The sequence below is a fragment of the Rhizobium sp. AN73 genome (genome assembly GCF_030757975.1).
Lineage (GTDB): Bacteria > Pseudomonadota > Alphaproteobacteria > Rhizobiales > Rhizobiaceae > Agrobacterium > Agrobacterium arsenijevicii.
The window spans coordinates 400267-416340 of record NZ_JARWME010000002.1 but is presented as its reverse complement, the minus strand read 5'-3'; the positions used below and the strand labels follow the sequence as shown (position 1 = coordinate 416340).

13 protein-coding genes and 1 pseudogene are annotated in these 16074 nt (G+C 58.9%); 9 read left to right on the top strand and 5 right to left on the bottom strand.

All coding sequences use genetic code 11. The features are described from left to right. Window positions 1-37: 37 nt before the first annotated feature. Window positions 38-3526 carry a carbamoyl-phosphate synthase large subunit gene (gene carB, locus RBH10_RS11875; protein ID WP_281037068.1) on the top strand — a complete coding sequence of 1163 codons (3489 nt, stop codon included), beginning with the start codon at window positions 38-40 and terminating at the stop codon, window positions 3524-3526. Window positions 3527-3637: 111 nt separating this feature from the next. Here the strand turns inward: carB and RBH10_RS11870 are convergent. Next, a pseudogene (locus tag RBH10_RS11870) lies at window positions 3638-4776 on the bottom strand (GGDEF domain-containing protein). Window positions 4777-5357: 581 nt separating this feature from the next. Between RBH10_RS11870 and greA the strand changes: the two are divergent. Together greA and RBH10_RS11860 are read left to right on the top strand one after the other, a co-directional pair. Then, the gene (gene greA / locus RBH10_RS11865; protein ID WP_045016726.1) at window positions 5358-5834 is read left to right on the top strand and encodes a transcription elongation factor GreA; all 477 of its coding nucleotides are present in this window, start codon (window positions 5358-5360) and stop codon (window positions 5832-5834) included. A gap of 94 nt (window positions 5835-5928) precedes the next feature. Beyond that, entirely contained in the window at window positions 5929-6984 is a 1056-nt protein-coding gene (locus RBH10_RS11860) for a glycosyltransferase family 4 protein (protein WP_281037069.1), read from the top strand. Between the two features lie 3 nt (window positions 6985-6987). On the opposite strand, the gene RBH10_RS11855 is transcribed toward RBH10_RS11860, so the two are convergent. Continuing rightward, window positions 6988-7455, bottom strand: a complete 468-nt coding sequence (locus RBH10_RS11855; protein ID WP_045016722.1) for an Lrp/AsnC family transcriptional regulator — start codon at window positions 7453-7455, stop codon at window positions 6988-6990. A 253-nt stretch (window positions 7456-7708) separates the two neighbouring features. Between RBH10_RS11855 and trxB the strand changes: the two genes are divergently transcribed. From trxB to RBH10_RS11835, 4 genes are all read left to right on the top strand, one after another. Then, entirely contained in the window at window positions 7709-8683 is a 975-nt protein-coding gene (gene trxB, locus RBH10_RS11850; RefSeq protein WP_045016720.1) for a thioredoxin-disulfide reductase, read from the top strand. A gap of 24 nt (window positions 8684-8707) precedes the next feature. Then, window positions 8708-9604, top strand: coding sequence for a LysR family transcriptional regulator VtlR (locus RBH10_RS11845; protein ID WP_003513405.1), 897 nt, complete (start codon window positions 8708-8710; stop codon window positions 9602-9604). Between the two features lie 601 nt (window positions 9605-10205). Continuing rightward, window positions 10206-10496 carry a helix-turn-helix transcriptional regulator gene (locus tag RBH10_RS11840; RefSeq protein WP_003513408.1) on the top strand — a complete coding sequence of 97 codons (291 nt, stop codon included), beginning with the start codon at window positions 10206-10208 and terminating at the stop codon, window positions 10494-10496. Window positions 10497-10623: 127 nt separating this feature from the next. Continuing rightward, window positions 10624-11736, top strand: a complete 1113-nt coding sequence (locus RBH10_RS11835; RefSeq protein ID WP_281037070.1) for an alkene reductase — start codon at window positions 10624-10626, stop codon at window positions 11734-11736. A gap of 56 nt (window positions 11737-11792) precedes the next feature. Here the strand turns inward: RBH10_RS11835 and RBH10_RS11830 are convergent, their stop codons facing one another. Together RBH10_RS11830 and RBH10_RS11825 are read right to left on the bottom strand one after the other, a co-directional pair. Then, entirely contained in the window at window positions 11793-12179 is a 387-nt protein-coding gene (locus tag RBH10_RS11830) for a DUF6220 domain-containing protein (RefSeq protein WP_281037071.1), read from the bottom strand. After that, complete coding sequence (locus tag RBH10_RS11825) at window positions 12179-13216, bottom strand: NAD(P)H-binding protein (RefSeq protein WP_281037072.1); 1038 nt, start codon at window positions 13214-13216, stop codon at window positions 12179-12181. The genes RBH10_RS11830 and RBH10_RS11825 overlap by 1 nt, the downstream gene beginning before the upstream one ends. A 90-nt stretch (window positions 13217-13306) precedes the next feature. Here RBH10_RS11825 and RBH10_RS11820 point away from each other — a divergent pair, with 90 nt between their 5' ends. Beyond that, window positions 13307-14251 (top strand): LysR family transcriptional regulator, encoded by a 945-nt coding sequence (locus RBH10_RS11820; RefSeq protein WP_045016713.1) that lies wholly within the window; start codon window positions 13307-13309, stop codon window positions 14249-14251. Between the two features lie 109 nt (window positions 14252-14360). Here RBH10_RS11820 and RBH10_RS11815 read toward each other — a convergent pair whose 3' ends face one another. Then, window positions 14361-14627 (bottom strand): DUF2188 domain-containing protein, encoded by a 267-nt coding sequence (locus RBH10_RS11815; protein WP_281037073.1) that lies wholly within the window; start codon window positions 14625-14627, stop codon window positions 14361-14363. A 195-nt stretch (window positions 14628-14822) separates the two neighbouring features. On the opposite strand from RBH10_RS11815, the gene RBH10_RS11810 reads away from it, so the two are divergent. Next, the gene (locus RBH10_RS11810) at window positions 14823-15929 is read left to right on the top strand and encodes a calcium:proton antiporter (protein ID WP_281037074.1); all 1107 of its coding nucleotides are present in this window, start codon (window positions 14823-14825) and stop codon (window positions 15927-15929) included. Window positions 15930-16074 lie beyond the last annotated feature (145 nt).

The following is a 16074-nucleotide window of genomic DNA, read 5'->3' as shown; positions in this document are numbered from 1 at the left end:
GGTGTTTTGCGCAACCAAAACGCGGAACGAGAGAGCCATGCCGAAGCGCCAAGATATCAAGTCCATCCTCATCATTGGCGCGGGACCGATCGTCATCGGTCAGGCATGTGAATTCGATTATTCCGGCACACAGGCCTGCAAGGCGCTGAAGGAAGAGGGTTACCGGGTCATCCTGGTCAACTCCAACCCGGCCACCATCATGACCGATCCGGGCCTTGCCGACGCAACCTACGTCGAGCCGATCACCCCGGAAGTCGTCGCCAAGATCATTGCCAAGGAGCGTCCGGACGCACTGCTGCCGACCATGGGCGGCCAGACGGCGCTCAACACCGCGCTTTCCTTGAAGCGCATGGGCGTTCTCGACCGCTACAATGTGGAAATGATCGGCGCGAAGCCCGAAGCCATCGACATGGCTGAAGACCGCGCCCTCTTCCGCGAAGCCATGGCCCGCATCGGCCTCGAAACGCCGAAGTCCATGCTCGCCAATGCGACCGAAATCAAGGACGCCGATCGCAAGAAGCACGAAGCCGCGCGTGCCGAACTCAAGGCGAAACTTTCCGGCGCGGAGCTGGACAAGGCGCTGGACGATCTGGAAAACCAGTGGAACCTCGGCGAGACCGACCGCAAGCAGCGTTACATGGCGCATGCTATTGCGATTGCCGCTCAGGCCATTGACCATGTCGGTCTGCCCGCCATCATCCGCCCGTCCTTCACGCTCGGCGGCACCGGCGGCGGCATTGCCTATAACCGCTCGGAATTCTTCGACATCGTCTCCGGCGGCCTCGACGCTTCGCCGACCACCGAAGTGCTGGTCGAAGAGTCTGTTCTCGGCTGGAAGGAATATGAGATGGAAGTGGTCCGCGACACCGCGGACAATTGCATCATCATCTGCTCCATCGAAAACATCGATCCGATGGGCGTCCACACGGGCGACTCGATCACGGTTGCGCCGGCGCTGACGCTGACCGACAAGGAATACCAGATCATGCGCAACGCCTCGATCGCGGTGCTGCGCGAGATCGGCGTTGAGACGGGCGGCTCGAACGTGCAGTTCGCCGTCAACCCGAAAGACGGCCGTCTCGTCGTCATCGAAATGAACCCGCGCGTATCGCGCTCGTCTGCTCTCGCCTCCAAGGCAACTGGCTTCCCCATCGCCAAGATCGCCGCCAAGCTCGCCATCGGTTATACGCTGGACGAACTGGAAAACGACATCACCGGCGGCGCAACGCCTGCCTCGTTCGAACCGTCCATCGACTACGTCGTCACCAAGATCCCGCGTTTCGCCTTCGAAAAGTTCCCCGGCGCCTCGCCTATCCTCACCACCGCCATGAAATCGGTCGGTGAAGTCATGGCCATCGGCCGCACCTTCGCAGAATCTCTGCAGAAGGCGCTGCGTGGCATGGAAACCGGCCTCACCGGTCTTGATGAAATCGAAATTCCTGGCTTCGAGGAAGGTGAAGGCTCCAAGAACGCCATCCGCGCCGCCATCGGCACGCCGACGCCGGATCGCCTGCGCATGGTCGCACAGGCCCTGCGCATGGGCATGACGGCGGAAGAAGTTCACGAAAACTCGAAGATCGACCCCTGGTTTATCGCCCAGTTCAAGGCCATCGTGGATATGGAAGCCCGTATCCGCGAGCAAGGCCTGCCACAGGACGCCGAAAACCTGCGCATGCTGAAGGCCATGGGCTTTTCAGACGCCCGCCTTGCAATTCTGACGGGCAAGCGCCCGAAGGAAGTGGCAGAGCTGCGTAACAGCCTCAACGTTCGCCCGGTCTTCAAGCGCATCGATACCTGCGCGGCCGAGTTCGCTTCGCCTACCGCCTATATGTATTCGACCTACGAAATTCCCTTCGTCGGTGCTGCCCGCTCTGAAGCGCAGGTTTCCGACCGCAAGAAGGTCGTCATCCTCGGCGGTGGTCCGAACCGTATCGGCCAGGGCATCGAGTTCGATTATTGCTGCTGCCATGCCGCCTTCGCGCTGAAGGATGCCGGCTTCGAAGCGATCATGATCAACTGCAACCCGGAAACGGTTTCAACCGACTACGACACCTCCGATCGCCTCTATTTCGAGCCGCTGACGGCCGAAGACGTGATCGAGATCATGCGCGCCGAGCAGGAACGCGGCGAGCTGGTCGGCGTCATCGTGCAGTTCGGTGGCCAGACTCCGCTGAAGCTTGCCGAAGCGCTGGAAAAGAACGGTATCCCGATCCTCGGCACCGCGCCTGACATGATCGACCTCGCTGAAGACCGCGACCGCTTCCAGAAGCTGCTGATGAAGCTCGATCTCGCCCAGCCGAACAACGGCATCGCCTACTCGGTTGAGCAGGCGCGTCTCGTCGCCTCCGAAATCGGCTTCCCGCTGGTCGTGCGTCCTTCCTACGTTCTGGGTGGCCGCGCCATGCAGATCATCCACTCGGAAGGCCAGCTCCAGACCTATCTGCTCGACACGGTTCCGGGCCTCGTACCTGAGGACATCAAGCAGCGTTACCCGAACGACAAGACCGGCCAGATCAACACTCTGCTCGGCAAGAACCCGCTGCTGTTCGACAGCTACCTGACCAACGCCGTCGAAGTCGACGTCGACGCGCTGTGCGACGGCGAAAGCGTCTTCGTCTCCGGCATCATGGAACACATCGAAGAAGCCGGTATCCACTCGGGCGACTCGGCCTGCTCGCTGCCTTCGCGTTCGCTGAGCAAGGAAACGCTCGACGAACTGGAACGCCAGACGACGGCTCTTGCCAAGGCGCTCAATGTCGGCGGCCTGATGAACGTTCAATATGCCATCAAGGACGGCACGATCTACGTTCTTGAAGTCAATCCGCGCGCTTCGCGTACCGTGCCTTTCGTCGCCAAGACCATCGGCGCGCCGATCGCCAAGATCGCCGCCCGCGTCATGGCCGGTGAGAAGCTCGATGCGGCAATTGCCGCTTATGGCGAGAAGCCCGATCCGCGCAATCTGAAGCACATCGCCGTCAAGGAAGCCGTGTTCCCCTTCGCGCGCTTCCCGGGCGTCGACATCCTGCTCGGACCGGAAATGCGCTCGACCGGCGAAGTCATCGGCCTCGACACGGACTTCGCGCTGGCCTTCGCCAAGAGCCAGCTCGGCGCGGGCGTTGACCTGCCGCGTTCCGGCACCGTTTTCGTCTCCGTGCGCGACGACGACAAGGACCGCGTATTGCCCGCCATCCGTATTCTGGTCGAGAGCGGCTTCAGGGTCCTGGCAACCGGCGGCACCCAGCGTTTCCTCGCTGAACAGGGCATCAATGCCGAGAAGATCAACAAGGTGCAGGAAGGCCGTCCGCATATCGAAGACGCCATCCGTAACCGTCAGGTCCAGCTCGTCATCAACACCACCGACAGCAACAAGGCGATTTCAGACTCGAAGTCGCTGCGCCGCGCAACGCTGATGCAGAAGGTGCCCTATTACACCACCATGGCCGGTGCGGAAGCAGCTGCGCTTGCCATCAAGGCGCTGAAGGCCGGCAATCTGGAAGTGAAGCCATTGCAGAGCTACTTCCAGTAAGCTCTGCCGAAGCGGGAAACATTCAGAGTTTTCCGGCACTGAAGATAATAAAAACGCCGCGGGTCACCATGCCCGTGGCGTTTTGTTTTACCTCGCGAAAGTCGGGGAATCTTAAGCGGCCAGCGCCTCACGCACGCAATTGCGGCCTTCCGTCTTGGCGCGGTAAAGGGCGCGATCCGCCATTTCCGCCAATGCCTGGAGGTCGCAGCGCATGTCGCCGCTGGTCGCGATGCCGATGCTAATCGTCACGCCGACACGCAAGCTGCCGCAATCGACCTCGGTTACCGACACCGCATCGCGAATGCGCTCGCCGATCATACCAGCTTTCTCAAGGCCCGCCCCCGGCAGGAAAATGATGAATTCCTCGCCGCCATAACGCGCCAGCACATCACCGCCGCGTATGCTGCCGCCGATTCGTTTCGCCACTTCCTGCAGAACGGTGTCGCCGACGGCGTGGCCGAAGCGATCGTTGATCGACTTGAAGTGATCGATATCGAGCAGCATCGCCGCATCGGCAGGATCAGGCACGGCGGGCATGGCCTGGAAAAAGAAGCGACGGTTCTTGACCCCCGTCAGCGGATCGGTGTTGGCAAGAAACAGCAATTTCCGCTCGGAACGCTCCGCCACCAGGATCATCACGAACAGGGCAATCGCAAAGTTCAATGTGATGATGAAGAAAAACGCATCGACGATATCGATGGTGGCATAACCGGGGAAAAGCATGCTTTTCACCACCAACAGCGATACCAGCCCGGAAATACCCGTGATGGCCGCAAGCGCCAATCGGGACAGGAGCGGCTCCCTGCGCCAGCCGGCAAAAAGAACGGCCGCCCCCCAATATAGGCCAGAGCCGCGCAGCCGTTAAACAGCGCCGCACGAAACGCATTGTTGTCAGCAACGTGTTGCGCCACGACAATCGCCAACACCGCGATCAGACAGATAACGGAGACAATGCGCCAGCCGGGCGCGCGTCCATCGCTTAGGCTTTTCAGACCGAGCCAGATCAGCGCATAACCAGCAATACCGAATATGACGCTGCCGAACTGCCAAAAGGCCGGCGAAACCATTCCCCATTCGCCATAACCCGCAAGCGTGGAGCCGATTGCCATGGCTGCAAAGCCCATCGCCAGAGCAACCGGGCCGGGCAAACTGCGATTTGTCAATTTCAGATAGATGAAACTCAACAGCCCAACGATGTAAGAACACTTTTGCATCAGTATGACTGTTGTAAGATCGAGTTCGCCAAACATAACGTGTCCACGCAATAGATAATTCCAAACGACTCAATTATGTTATTAAGTATAAAATTTCAATAAATTTCACGACTTGATAAATAGTAAATTATTATTTTAAGTAAAAAAATAAATAAACGATCATAAATGCACATAAAAAAGATACCCGACTAATATTGTGAATATCCCTGTTCTTTCCGAAGTGCGCTTTTTCCGCCCCCTTTCTCCCGCCTGTCGGGCAGAGGTGAGACCCCTCCGTGGAGCCCATGCCGCCAGATGCCGGAGAGTTGCGTTACGTCATTTCGCAGGGGGCACGACACATCGAATTTCGCCGCGTCGGAAAAAATCGCCAACCGTTGCCCTGATTGGTTTCCCCACGGAAATGTTCACTCTATGTCCACTTGAAAAATGTCAATCATGCCAGTTAAGCCAATGAATTCATGCGGAAATATGCTAGCCTCAAATTTGCTGGCATTTCGCTGTCGTCTTCTGATATAGTCGGCTCAGTTATGATTTTGGCATGGTTCCGGAGTTCCCCTCCGGAACCTGTTTCTTTTTGTGTCTGCAAGTAAAGCGACAGGACTGCGAAGGATAAAAAAATGGTAGAAAAAGTACCGATGACTCACGGTGGATTCATCAAGCTGCAGGAGGAGCTGCGCTTTCGCCAGCAGGAGGAGCGTCCCCGTATCATCGAGGCAATTGCGGAAGCGCGCGCCCATGGCGACCTTTCGGAAAATGCCGAGTACCACGCTGCCAAGGAAGCACAGAGCCACAATGAAGGCCGCATCACCGAACTCGAAGACCTGACCGCGCGCGCGGAAGTCATCGACCTTTCCAAGATGTCCGGTTCCAAGATCAAGTTCGGCGCCACCGTCAAGCTGATCGACGAAGATAGCGACGAGGAAAGAACCTACCAGATCGTTGGCGACCAGGAAGCCGACGTGAAGGCTGGCCGTATTTCCATTTCCTCGCCCATCGCCCGCGCCCTCATCGGCAAGGAAGTCGGCGACAGCATCGAAGTCAACGCACCGGGCGGTGCCAAGGGTTACGAGATTCTCGCCGTACAGTGGGGCTGATCGTCCTTTTAATGTAATGCGCCCCAACGGGCGCATTACTTTCTGACGTGTTGAACTGAACACCCTGCCTTAGCCGCAAAGACGGAAGCCCATCTTGCCCCACGCCAGTCTGAAAGATGTGCAGGTGCTTGCGCCGAACTTCAAGCGCAGGCTTTCCGGCGTCACCTCCACCATCGTTCAGCTTATTCCGGTGCAGAACCGGCTGGGTCAGAAGGTGGCGGTCATCGGGCCGGGCCTGCCGCAGCACCTGCCGCATGTGCGCTTCCGTGATCTGTGGCAGCTCTGGCAAGACGGCCCGCTCAGTGGCCCCCGCATCTGGCACGCCCGCCGCAATCTCGAAATGTTGCCGGGCATTCTCATGCGCGACGTGCTGCGCATGAAGGTCAAACTGCTGTTTACTTCGGCAGCGCAGAGGCGGCATTCCGCCTATACCCGCTTTCTGATTTCGAAGATGGATGCGGTTGTCGCGACAAACGGCCGCTCCGGCTCGTTTCTGCAAGTTCCCCACAGCGTCGTCATGCATGGCGTCGATACTGATCTGTTCCATCCTGGAAACGGTCCCGAGGACACGATCGCCTCGACCGGGTTGCCGGGGCAATATCTGATCGGCTGCTTCGGGCGGGTGCGTCACCAGAAGGGCACCGACCTCTTCGTGCGCGCCATGATCGAACTTCTGCCAGCCTACCCTGAATGGACGGCTGTCGTTTCCGGCCGCGTGACGGCGGAGCACAAGGCCTTCGCCGACAAGCTCATGGCTGATGTGACAGCCGCCGGTCTTTCGGACCGGATCGTGTTTCAGGGTGAAGTCGATGACATCAAGCCCTGGTACCGGCGGCTGACGCTCTATGTCGCGCCGTCGCGCAACGAGGGTTTCGGCCTGACACCACTGGAAGCCATGGCGTCTGACACGGCTGTCGTTGCCAGCAATGCCGGCGCCTATGAGGAAATGATCATCAAGGGCGAGACCGGCATGGTCGTTGAGGCCGGTGACTACACATCCCTGCGGGATGCGATAAAGCCCTATCTTGCCGATCCGGCTCTCGCCAAAGACCACGCCCGTGCCGGACTTGCGCATGTGCGCAAGGCATTTCCGCTGGAAAAAGAGGCGACAAGCCTCGGCGCAATCTATGACGGGTTGCGTCGCGGGTAACGCTCAGATTTCAACAAGACCGACGCGCTTGACCTGACGGATGGTGAGCATGGTGCGCACTGTGTCGACATTTTCGTCGGCCGTCAGAACCTCTATGACGAAATCCTGAAACTCGGTCAGGTTTCTGGCGATGCAATGCAGGAGGAAATCGCTTTCGCCTGATACCATCCATGCCTGCCGCACCAGTGACCATCCGCCCGTCGCCGCCGCGAAGGCTTTCAGATTGCTGTCCGACTGGCGCTTGAGGCCGACCATGCAGAAGGCGACGAGATCAAAACCGAGCTTCGGTGCGTTCAACATGGCGTGATAACCCTCGATCACACCCGCTTCCTCAAGCTTGCGGACGCGCCTCAGGCATGGCGGAGCAGAAATCCCGACCCGTTCGGCCAGTTCCACATTGGTCATGCGCCCGTCGCGCTGCAATTCGCGCAGGATTTTCAGATCGATGGCATCGAGTTCGACGCTGGTCACGGAGACGTTCCTCGTTAAGCTGGAGAACTTCCTTGTACTATTCGGTGCGGGATTCGCAACAATATGCCGCCGGCCGGTCACAAAATTGCGCGCGCATCCACAACTGCCTTGTTGGTAACGCAAGGCTGCCCTTGAATAAAGGCACTAGACAACCTTAAATACCTGCCAACGAAGGGGTTGTGGCCTGTCCGCCGTGCTACGGCTGGAAGGTCCGCTGCCGAAAGGCCCCGCTACCAAAAAAAGGAATGTTTCCATGTCTGCCCGCCATACCAAGGTATTGATCATTGGCTCTGGTCCCGCCGGTTATACGGCGGCGATCTACGCGGCCCGCGCAATGCTGAAACCCGTGCTGATTGCCGGCATGGAACAGGGCGGCCAGCTGATGATCACCACCGATGTCGAGAACTATCCGGGCTTCGCCGATCCGATCCAGGGCCCCTGGCTGATGGACCAGATGCTGAAGCAGGCGACGCATGTGGGTGCTGAAATCGTCAGCGACCTCGTGACCGAAGTTGAAACCAATGTACGGCCCTTCGTGGTCAGGACCGATTCCGGTCAGGTCTGGACCGCCGACACGCTGATCATCGCCACCGGTGCCAAGGCCAAGTGGCTCGGCATTGAAACCGAACAGCAATTTCAGGGCTTCGGCGTTTCGGCCTGCGCCACCTGCGATGGTTTCTTCTATCGCAACAAGGATGTGATCGTGGTCGGCGGCGGCAACTCCGCCGTGGAGGAAGCACTTTATCTTGCCCATATCGCCAAGTCGGTCACCGTCGTGCACCGCCGGGACAGCTTCCGCTCGGAAAAAATCCTTCAGGAACGGCTTTTTGCCAAGGAAAACGTCAAGATCCTGTGGAACACGGAAATCGCCGAAATCACCGGCGCTCCCGCGAAGCCGCCCATGCCACCCTCTGTCTCGGGTGTACGGCTGCGTGACACCAAGACCGGTGTGATCAGCGACACGCCCATCGACGGCGTCTTCGTCGCCATCGGCCACGCGCCGGCGGTTGAACTGTTCAAGGGCAAGGTGAAGCTCAAGGACAATGGCTACATGTGGACCGCACCCGATTCCACCGCAACCGACGTGGAAGGTATTTTCGCGGCCGGCGACGTCACCGACGACATTTACCGTCAGGCCATCACCGCCGCCGGTATGGGCTGTATGGCCGCCCTTGAAGCAGAACGGTACCTCACCGCGCAGCAGCCGCTTGCGGTAGCAGCCGAATAACCGAAAGGCAGGATAGGCATGGCAATGCCATTGGACTGGGATAAACTGCGCATATTTCATGCCGCAGCCGAAGCGGGGTCTTTTACCCACGCTGCCGACAAGCTGCATTTGTCCCAGTCGGCCATCAGCCGTCAGGTCAGCGCACTGGAACAGGATGTCGGCGTCAAGCTGTTTCATCGCCACGCCAGAGGTCTGATCCTCACCGAGCAGGGCGAGCTGCTGTATCGCACCGCCCATGACGTGCTGCTGAAGCTTGAAACCGTCAAGATGCAGCTGACCGAAACGACGGAGAAGCCGAGCGGCAAGCTGCGCGTGACGACGACCGTCGGTCTCGGTCAGGGCTGGCTGACGGACAAGGTGCAGGAATTCCTGCAACTCTATCCGGAAATGTCGATCCAGCTCATCCTCGACAATGAAGAGCTCGACGTGAACATGCGGCACGCCGATTGCGCCATCCGCCTGCGCCAGCCGCAACAGTCCGACCTTATCCAGCGCAAGCTGTTTACGGTGCACATGCACGTCTACGCGGCGCCCTCCTACATCAACCGCCATGGCGAGCCACAGTCGATCGAGGATCTGGACAACCACCGCATCATCTCTTTCGGTGAACCGGCGCCCAACTACCTGCTTGATGTCAACTGGCTGGAAAATGCGGGGCGCTCGTCGGACAACACCCGCATTCCGCATCTGCAGATCAACAGCCAGACCTCGATCAAACGCGCCTGCCTGCTGGGAATCGGTATCGCCTGTTTGCCGGATTACATCGTCGGGCGCGATCCGGGATTGATCCAGTTGTCGCTTGCCGCAGATATTCCCTCGTTCGATACCTACTTCTGCTACCCGGACGAGATGAAAAACGCTGCAAAACTCAAAGCCTTCCGCGACTTCGTTGTTGCCAAGGCGCGGAACTGGAACTTCTGACGTTTAAATAGTCGACGGTCGGGTATAGTTCTTTGAATTCAATATCTTGTACGATGATGTGTGAGAGGGGCGCGCAAGCGCCCCTCATCAGCATTGCACATAAATTATACCGGAAATATCTAGACCTGCATCGCACGCATGCCTGACCTGCACAAAAAAGAGTTGTTTCGTGCACAAAAAAGCACCATATCGCTCTCAGTTGATGCACACGGTGGCTTTTCCTCCCAGTTCCACCGCATCAGCTGTTCCCCTCTGGAGGTTTTTGACCTTCACACTTAAAGGGCCCTGGATTTATCCGGCGGCCCTCTTTTTTTACCCGCAAGAATTTTCTCCAATTTGGCGAAATATCGCATGATGCAACCTTGTTTTGCATTCTTGCCGCTCCCATATTTTAGTTAGCTGTCACGGTTGCCTATGCACGCGACAGCTGTTCCCCTCTGGAGGTTTTAACCTTCAAACTTATCAGGCCGCGGAGAAATCCAGCGGCCTTCTTTTTTGGAAGACGCTCCGCTCCCGCAGACAGGCCCTCACGGAGACGTGAATTGTATATCGGAATCCATCGATATAAACATCGGTCATGCCAGATATTAGAGAAGTCGAGATGAACCCGGAGGAAATCCTCAAAGCCCTTTCCCACCCCGCAAGGCTGAAGTTCCTTGAATGGCTGAAAAGCCCGGAAAGCCACTTCTGCCAAGACCATCCGCTCAGCATGGGCGTATGCGCCAACCAGTTCCAGATCAGCGGCCTGTCGCAATCGACGGTCTCGTCACATCTGGCGGTTTTGCAGGCGGCAGGCCTGATAAGGTCAAAGAAAGTCGGGCAATGGGTGTTTTTCGAACGCAACGAGGAAACCATCGACGCCTTCCGCAATTATCTGCAAGCCAATCTTTGAGCCTCCCAAGCTCGTTGACCGGGGCATCGGACCGAAAACCGTAAGGCGGTTCTCCCTCCGATGCCCAAGCACAAAAGAGAGCGCGCCAGCCGCGCAATTTCGCCAACCGACCAGAAAGTGAAGTCGCATGACCAGTCTTTTCGAACCGGCACAGGCCGGCGATATCGCACTCGCCAACCGTATCGTCATGGCTCCCCTCACCCGCAACCGCTCGCCGGGGGCAATTCCCAACAACCTCAACGCCACCTATTACGAGCAGCGCGCAACAGCCGGTCTCATCGTTACGGAAGGCACGCCGATTTCCCAGCAGGGTCAGGGTTATGCGGACGTTCCGGGCCTCTACAAGCATGAAGCGGTCGAGGGCTGGAAAAAGATCACCGACGGCGTGCATTCGGCGGGCGGCAAGATCGTCGCGCAGATATGGCATGTGGGGCGCATTTCCCACACCTCGCTGCAGCCCTATGGCGGCCAGCCGGTCGCGCCTTCCGCCATTACCGCCAAGTCGAAGACCTATATCATCAATGATGACGGCACCGGCGCCTTTGCGGAAACCTCCGAACCCCGCGCGCTGACCATCGACGACATTGGCCTCATCCTCGAAGACTACCGCACCGGCGCACGCGCCGCACTTGAGGCCGGTTTCGACGGCGTCGAAATCCATGCCGCCAACGGTTATCTGATCGAGCAGTTCCTGAAGTCCAGCACCAACCAGCGCACGGATGAATATGGCGGTTCAATCGAAAATCGCGCCCGTTTCCTGCTCGAAGTCGTCGACGCGGTTGCGGAAGAGATTGGCGCGGGCCGCACCGGCATCCGCCTTTCCCCTGTCACTCCTGCCAACGACATTTTCGAGGCCGATCCGCAACCGCTCTACAATTACGTGGCGGAAGAACTCGGCAAGCGGGGTCTCGCCTTCATCCATGTCGTTGAAGGTGCAACCGGTGGTCCACGCGACTTCAAGCAGGGCGACAAGCCCTTCGATTACGCAGCCTTCAAGGCCGCCTATCGCAACACCGGCGGCAAGGGCCTGTGGATCGCCAATAACGGTTATGACCGCGAAAGCGCCATCGAAGCCGTTGAAAGCGGCAAGGTCGATGCCGTGGCTTTCGGCAAGGCCTTCATCGCTAATCCAGATCTGGTGCGCCGCTTTAAGAACGATGCACCGTTGAACGAGCCGAACCAGCCGACCTTCTATGGTGGCGGCGCCGAAGGCTACACCGACTATCCGGCGCTTGGCTGATAGTTGATAGACCCAGAACGCCGCACTGCTCCACAGCGGTGCGGCGTTTTACTGTTTTAGGACAGGCTGCGCGCCTGCCGAGCGGCAAAATCGGAAAACGCGCCCATCACGAAGGCGTTGGGCACATGCAGCGCCTGCAGAAATCCATTGCCTGTTTCCCGGCCGATGCTCATCAGCGCCACCTGAAGGCAGTAGAGGGCCAGCAGCACCAGCGCTCGGCCAAGGTTCGGTCGCACATCTTCATAGCGCAGGGCGAAGACCACCAGCGACACGATGGGAACGGCGATGAAAATACCAAGCCCCTTGTGCAGCGAAAGCAGCGATCCGTCATAATAGATCGACAGTCCGGCCAGCACCACCTGCGCAAAAATCAGCACCGGCACGATTGCCGAAATCACCGCAAATATGCGCCGGCGGGACAATCCCTTCGCCGCCGTCGCCATCACACCCTGCCCCCGGCATCAGCCGGACGGTGAAGGCTCGCCGGTTGCTGCACCTCACCAAGACAACCGAGGCTCGCCAGTGTTGCCGATACCGCGACGTCGATCGGCGTTTGTGGTTCTTTTCCGAGAAAATCCGCAAGCTTGCGGTTGCTCATCCGGATCGGCATCTGCCAGAGGTATTTCATTTCCACGACTTCGCGGAACAGTGGAACGAACGGCGCGGCCAACCCTACGGCCAGCCACGACAGCCGCCGCCTCTTGACCGGATGGCCAACCACCCGTTCGATCGCGCCAATCAGTTGCAGCCCGTCGAAATCCCAGACACCCTCCATATGATAGACGGCGAACGTCTGAAGCTCGTCCGAGCGATCAAGCAGCCGCCCGATCGTCTCCGCGACGTCAGGCAGATAGGCCCATTGGTGCCCGGCATGAGGTGCCGCGGGATTCTGAACGCTGCGGACCGGCTTGCCGGGCCGCACCAGCATCTGCGAAAACCAGTTATTCTTCGCGTCCGGACCGAAGAAATCCCCGGCGCGGACGATCAGCACCGGCACGCCGCGCATCGACGCCATTTTCAGCCGCCGCTCCATTTCGACACGTAAGACGCCCTTGCGGGTAAACGGCTTTTGCGGACTGTCTTCGGTCAGGAGCGGAAAGGCATCCGATCCAAAATTATAGACGCTGCCCGGAAACACGATCCTCGCACCGCTGGCCTCGGCAGCGGCAATGGTGTTGTCGAGCATCGGCAGCACTTGGCTGTCCCAGTTGCGATATCCCGGAGGGTTGACGGCATGGACGATGAGCTTGGCGCCTTCTGCCGCCTTGACCACATCCTGTTGGTTCATGGCATCGCCGGTGACGCGCTCGACGCCATCGGTTGCATCAGCCGCTGCTGTCTGGCGCGTCATCGCCCTCACCCGCCAGCCGCGCTGCAGCAGCATCTTCGAGACGTGGATGCCGACACCGCCATTGGCCCCAACGATCAGGGCCAGGGGCTTGTCATTCTCTGCTGTATTTGCGTGGTTTTCATATATCATCGCGATTACTCCTTCTTCTAGGCTGGAGTATCGACCCATCCGGCGATATACGAAATTATCGAAATGAGTGGAGCCGCTATACAAAATCTTATGATCAGAAGCCGCGATGTCAGCTGGGATTTTTACCGCACCTTCCTCAGCGTGCTGCGCGATGGTTCGCTTTCCGCCGCCGCCCGCGAACTCGGCATTACCCAGCCGACGGCTGGCCGCCACATCGGCGCGCTGGAGGAGGCTGTGGGCTTCCCGCTGTTCATCCGCTCGCCGCATGGGCTGATGCCGACGGAAGCGGCCCTTGCGCTCCGGCCCTATGCGGAAAATCTGGCAGCGACTGCGGCGGCCCTCATGCGGGCGGCCTCCGGCGAAGTCGGCAAGATCGAAGGTACCGTACGCATCAGCGCATCTGACATCATCGGTGTGGAAATGCTGCCGCCGATCATTACGGCCATGCAGGAGATTCACCCCCGGCTTGAAATCGAGCTTTCGCTCTCCGATACGCTGGAAGACCTTCTACGGCGCGAGGCCGATATCGCCATTCGCATGACCGAACCCCAGCAAGATGCGATCGTCATGCGCTATATCGGCAATTTCCGTCTGGGATTTCATGCGACGCGCGACTATCTGGCGAAAGCCGGCACTCCGAAAACCATGAGCGACCTCGACTATCACCGTCTCGTCGGCTTCGACCGCAAGACGCCTTTCATTCGCGCCGCCGTGCAGCGCATGCGCTCTATCGATCCGGAAATACCCGATACGGAAGAAATTTCCTTCGCGATCCGCGCCGACAGCAATCTCGCCCAGCTTGCCATGATCCGCGCCAGCGCGGGTATCGGCGTCTGCCAGATCGGCCTGGCGCGCAAGGATCCCCGGCTTGTCCAGGTCCTTCCGAAAATCGACATTCCGCTACACACCTGGGTCGCGATGCATGAAAATCTCAAGACCTCGCCGCGATGCCGTGCCGTGTTCAGCGCCCTTGTCGAAGGCCTCAAGGCCCATCTCAAGGAAACCGATCCGGGCGCCCCGCCGCAACGACGCTAACGCTGTTACCGCATCGACGCCGCGCGACCTTGTATCCGCACCTGCATAAAACAAACCGGCAAAGCATGGAGGATGATGCCGTTTTCGCCGGAAATGCTCAGGTCTTTCATCAGAACGGTCTGGCGGGGGGAGCGACCTTGTCGACCACTTCCGCTTCCGGCCGGTCACCGCCCTGGCTGTATTCCTCATGCCATTGGCCGCGCTCGTCCTGATAGCTGATTTCCTCGTCATCGCCGCCCACCTGCTGTTCGGCAGCAACGATGCGCGCGGCCTCGACGGCATCGGTATAGGACGGGAATGTTTCGGAATAAGCGCCGTTCATGCGGTAGGCGAAGCCCCCGTCATGTTCAACGATTTCATATACCACTTTGGTCATGCATGTTCCTCCTGCTTCAGTAGGTGACATGGCAACCACAACCGCGCTTCAAGCATTGCACCCGACAGGGACACCGCGGCACGAGCAGCATGTCCAGAAGACATCACTATCCTACCAAAAGCACTCAAGCGCAAATCCTGCTTGATTTGAAGGACGATACGTCACAGCCTCACACTCTCAGGGGAAGGGAAATCTATGGTGGGCTCTATTCTGAAACAGGAGCGCATGCTGCTTCTGGCCATACCGGCGGCAATCGTCGCCTATATGGCCGAACATGCGGTATTCGAGGCTGGCAAAACGGCATCGCTCATTGCCGCGATCGCTCTGATAGGGATGATCATTCTGGTCTCGGTGCGGGTTGCGCATCACGCCGAAATCCTCGCCGCCAAGGTCGGCGATCCCTATGGCACGATGATACTGACGCTGTCGGCAGTCGCGGTGGAAGTGCTGATCCTTGCCATCATCATGAGCGAATCCAGCTCACCGACTTTGGTGCGCGACACGATCTATTCCGCCGTGATGATCGACATCAACGGCATTCTGGGCCTGGCCGCCCTGCTCGGCGGTCTTCGCCATGGCGAGCAGCCCTATAATGACGATTCCGGCAAGACCTACGGCGTGATGATCCTGACCGCCATGGGCATCTCGATGATCGTGCCGGAATTCATTCCCGATCAAAGCTGGCACGTCTACTCCGTCTTCACCATCGTCGCCATGATTGCGCTGTATGCCCTGTTCCTCAAAATGCAGGTTGGCCCGCACAGCTATTTCTTCAGCTACGCCTATCCGCGCAAGGCGCATCCGGGCGGGCAATCATCGGAGAGCCACGCGGAGGAGGAGGATGAAGGCAGCGTGCCGCTCTCCATCGGCCTCATCATCGCCGGCGTCGTGCTGATCGGTGTGCTGGCGGAATTCATGGCGGCCTTCTTAAGCGAGAGCCTCGAGGGCACGAGCGCGCCACCCGCCCTGATGGCCGTCGTGGTCGCGACGATCTCGGCATCGCCGGAAATCCTCACCGCGCTCCGGTCCGCACTGCGCAACCGCATGCAGGCCGTGGTCAATATCGCCATGGGCGCATCGCTCTCGACGGTGATCCTGACCGTTCCTGTGATGGAGGGCATCGCGCTTTATACCGGCCAGCCATTTATCATGGCGATGACGCCGGTTCAGACCGTCATGGTCTTCATCACCCTCATTGCCGCCGCCATCAATCTCAATGACGGCGAAACCAACGCAATCGAGGGGATGACGCATTTCATCCTCTTCGCCACGTTCATCATGCTGCTGTTTCTCGGGCTTTAAAACGGGCGTCGCGCTTTCAAGCATCTGACAAGGCGTAGAAACCTCTCCTCCGTCATCCTCGGGTCAAACCCGAGGATCCATCGCTCCGGGTTGTGGGTCCTCGGGTCAAGCCCGAGGATGACGTCGAGTGGCGGAGAGCTCCCCA

Bases quoted from the DNA above. Each gene is read 5' to 3' on its own strand.
- RBH10_RS11830 (WP_281037071.1), bottom strand. From the start codon at position 12,179: ATGGCGACGGCGGCGAAGGGATTGTCCCGCCGGCGCATATTTGCGGTG.
- RBH10_RS11820 (WP_045016713.1), top strand. From the start codon at position 13,307: ATGATCAGAAGCCGCGATGTCAGCTGGGATTTTTACCGCACCTTCCTC.
- RBH10_RS11815 (WP_281037073.1), bottom strand. From the start codon at position 14,627: ATGACCAAAGTGGTATATGAAATCGTTGAACATGACGGGGGCTTCGCC.
- RBH10_RS11810 (WP_281037074.1), top strand. From the start codon at position 14,823: ATGGTGGGCTCTATTCTGAAACAGGAGCGCATGCTGCTTCTGGCCATA.
- greA (WP_045016726.1), top strand. From the start codon at position 5,358: ATGGTAGAAAAAGTACCGATGACTCACGGTGGATTCATCAAGCTGCAG.
- RBH10_RS11825 (WP_281037072.1), bottom strand. From the start codon at position 13,216: ATGATATATGAAAACCACGCAAATACAGCAGAGAATGACAAGCCCCTG.
- trxB (WP_045016720.1), top strand. From the start codon at position 7,709: ATGTCTGCCCGCCATACCAAGGTATTGATCATTGGCTCTGGTCCCGCC.
- RBH10_RS11840 (WP_003513408.1), top strand. From the start codon at position 10,206: ATGAACCCGGAGGAAATCCTCAAAGCCCTTTCCCACCCCGCAAGGCTG.
- RBH10_RS11845 (WP_003513405.1), top strand. From the start codon at position 8,708: ATGCCATTGGACTGGGATAAACTGCGCATATTTCATGCCGCAGCCGAA.
- carB (WP_281037068.1), top strand. From the start codon at position 38: ATGCCGAAGCGCCAAGATATCAAGTCCATCCTCATCATTGGCGCGGGA.
- RBH10_RS11835 (WP_281037070.1), top strand. From the start codon at position 10,624: ATGACCAGTCTTTTCGAACCGGCACAGGCCGGCGATATCGCACTCGCC.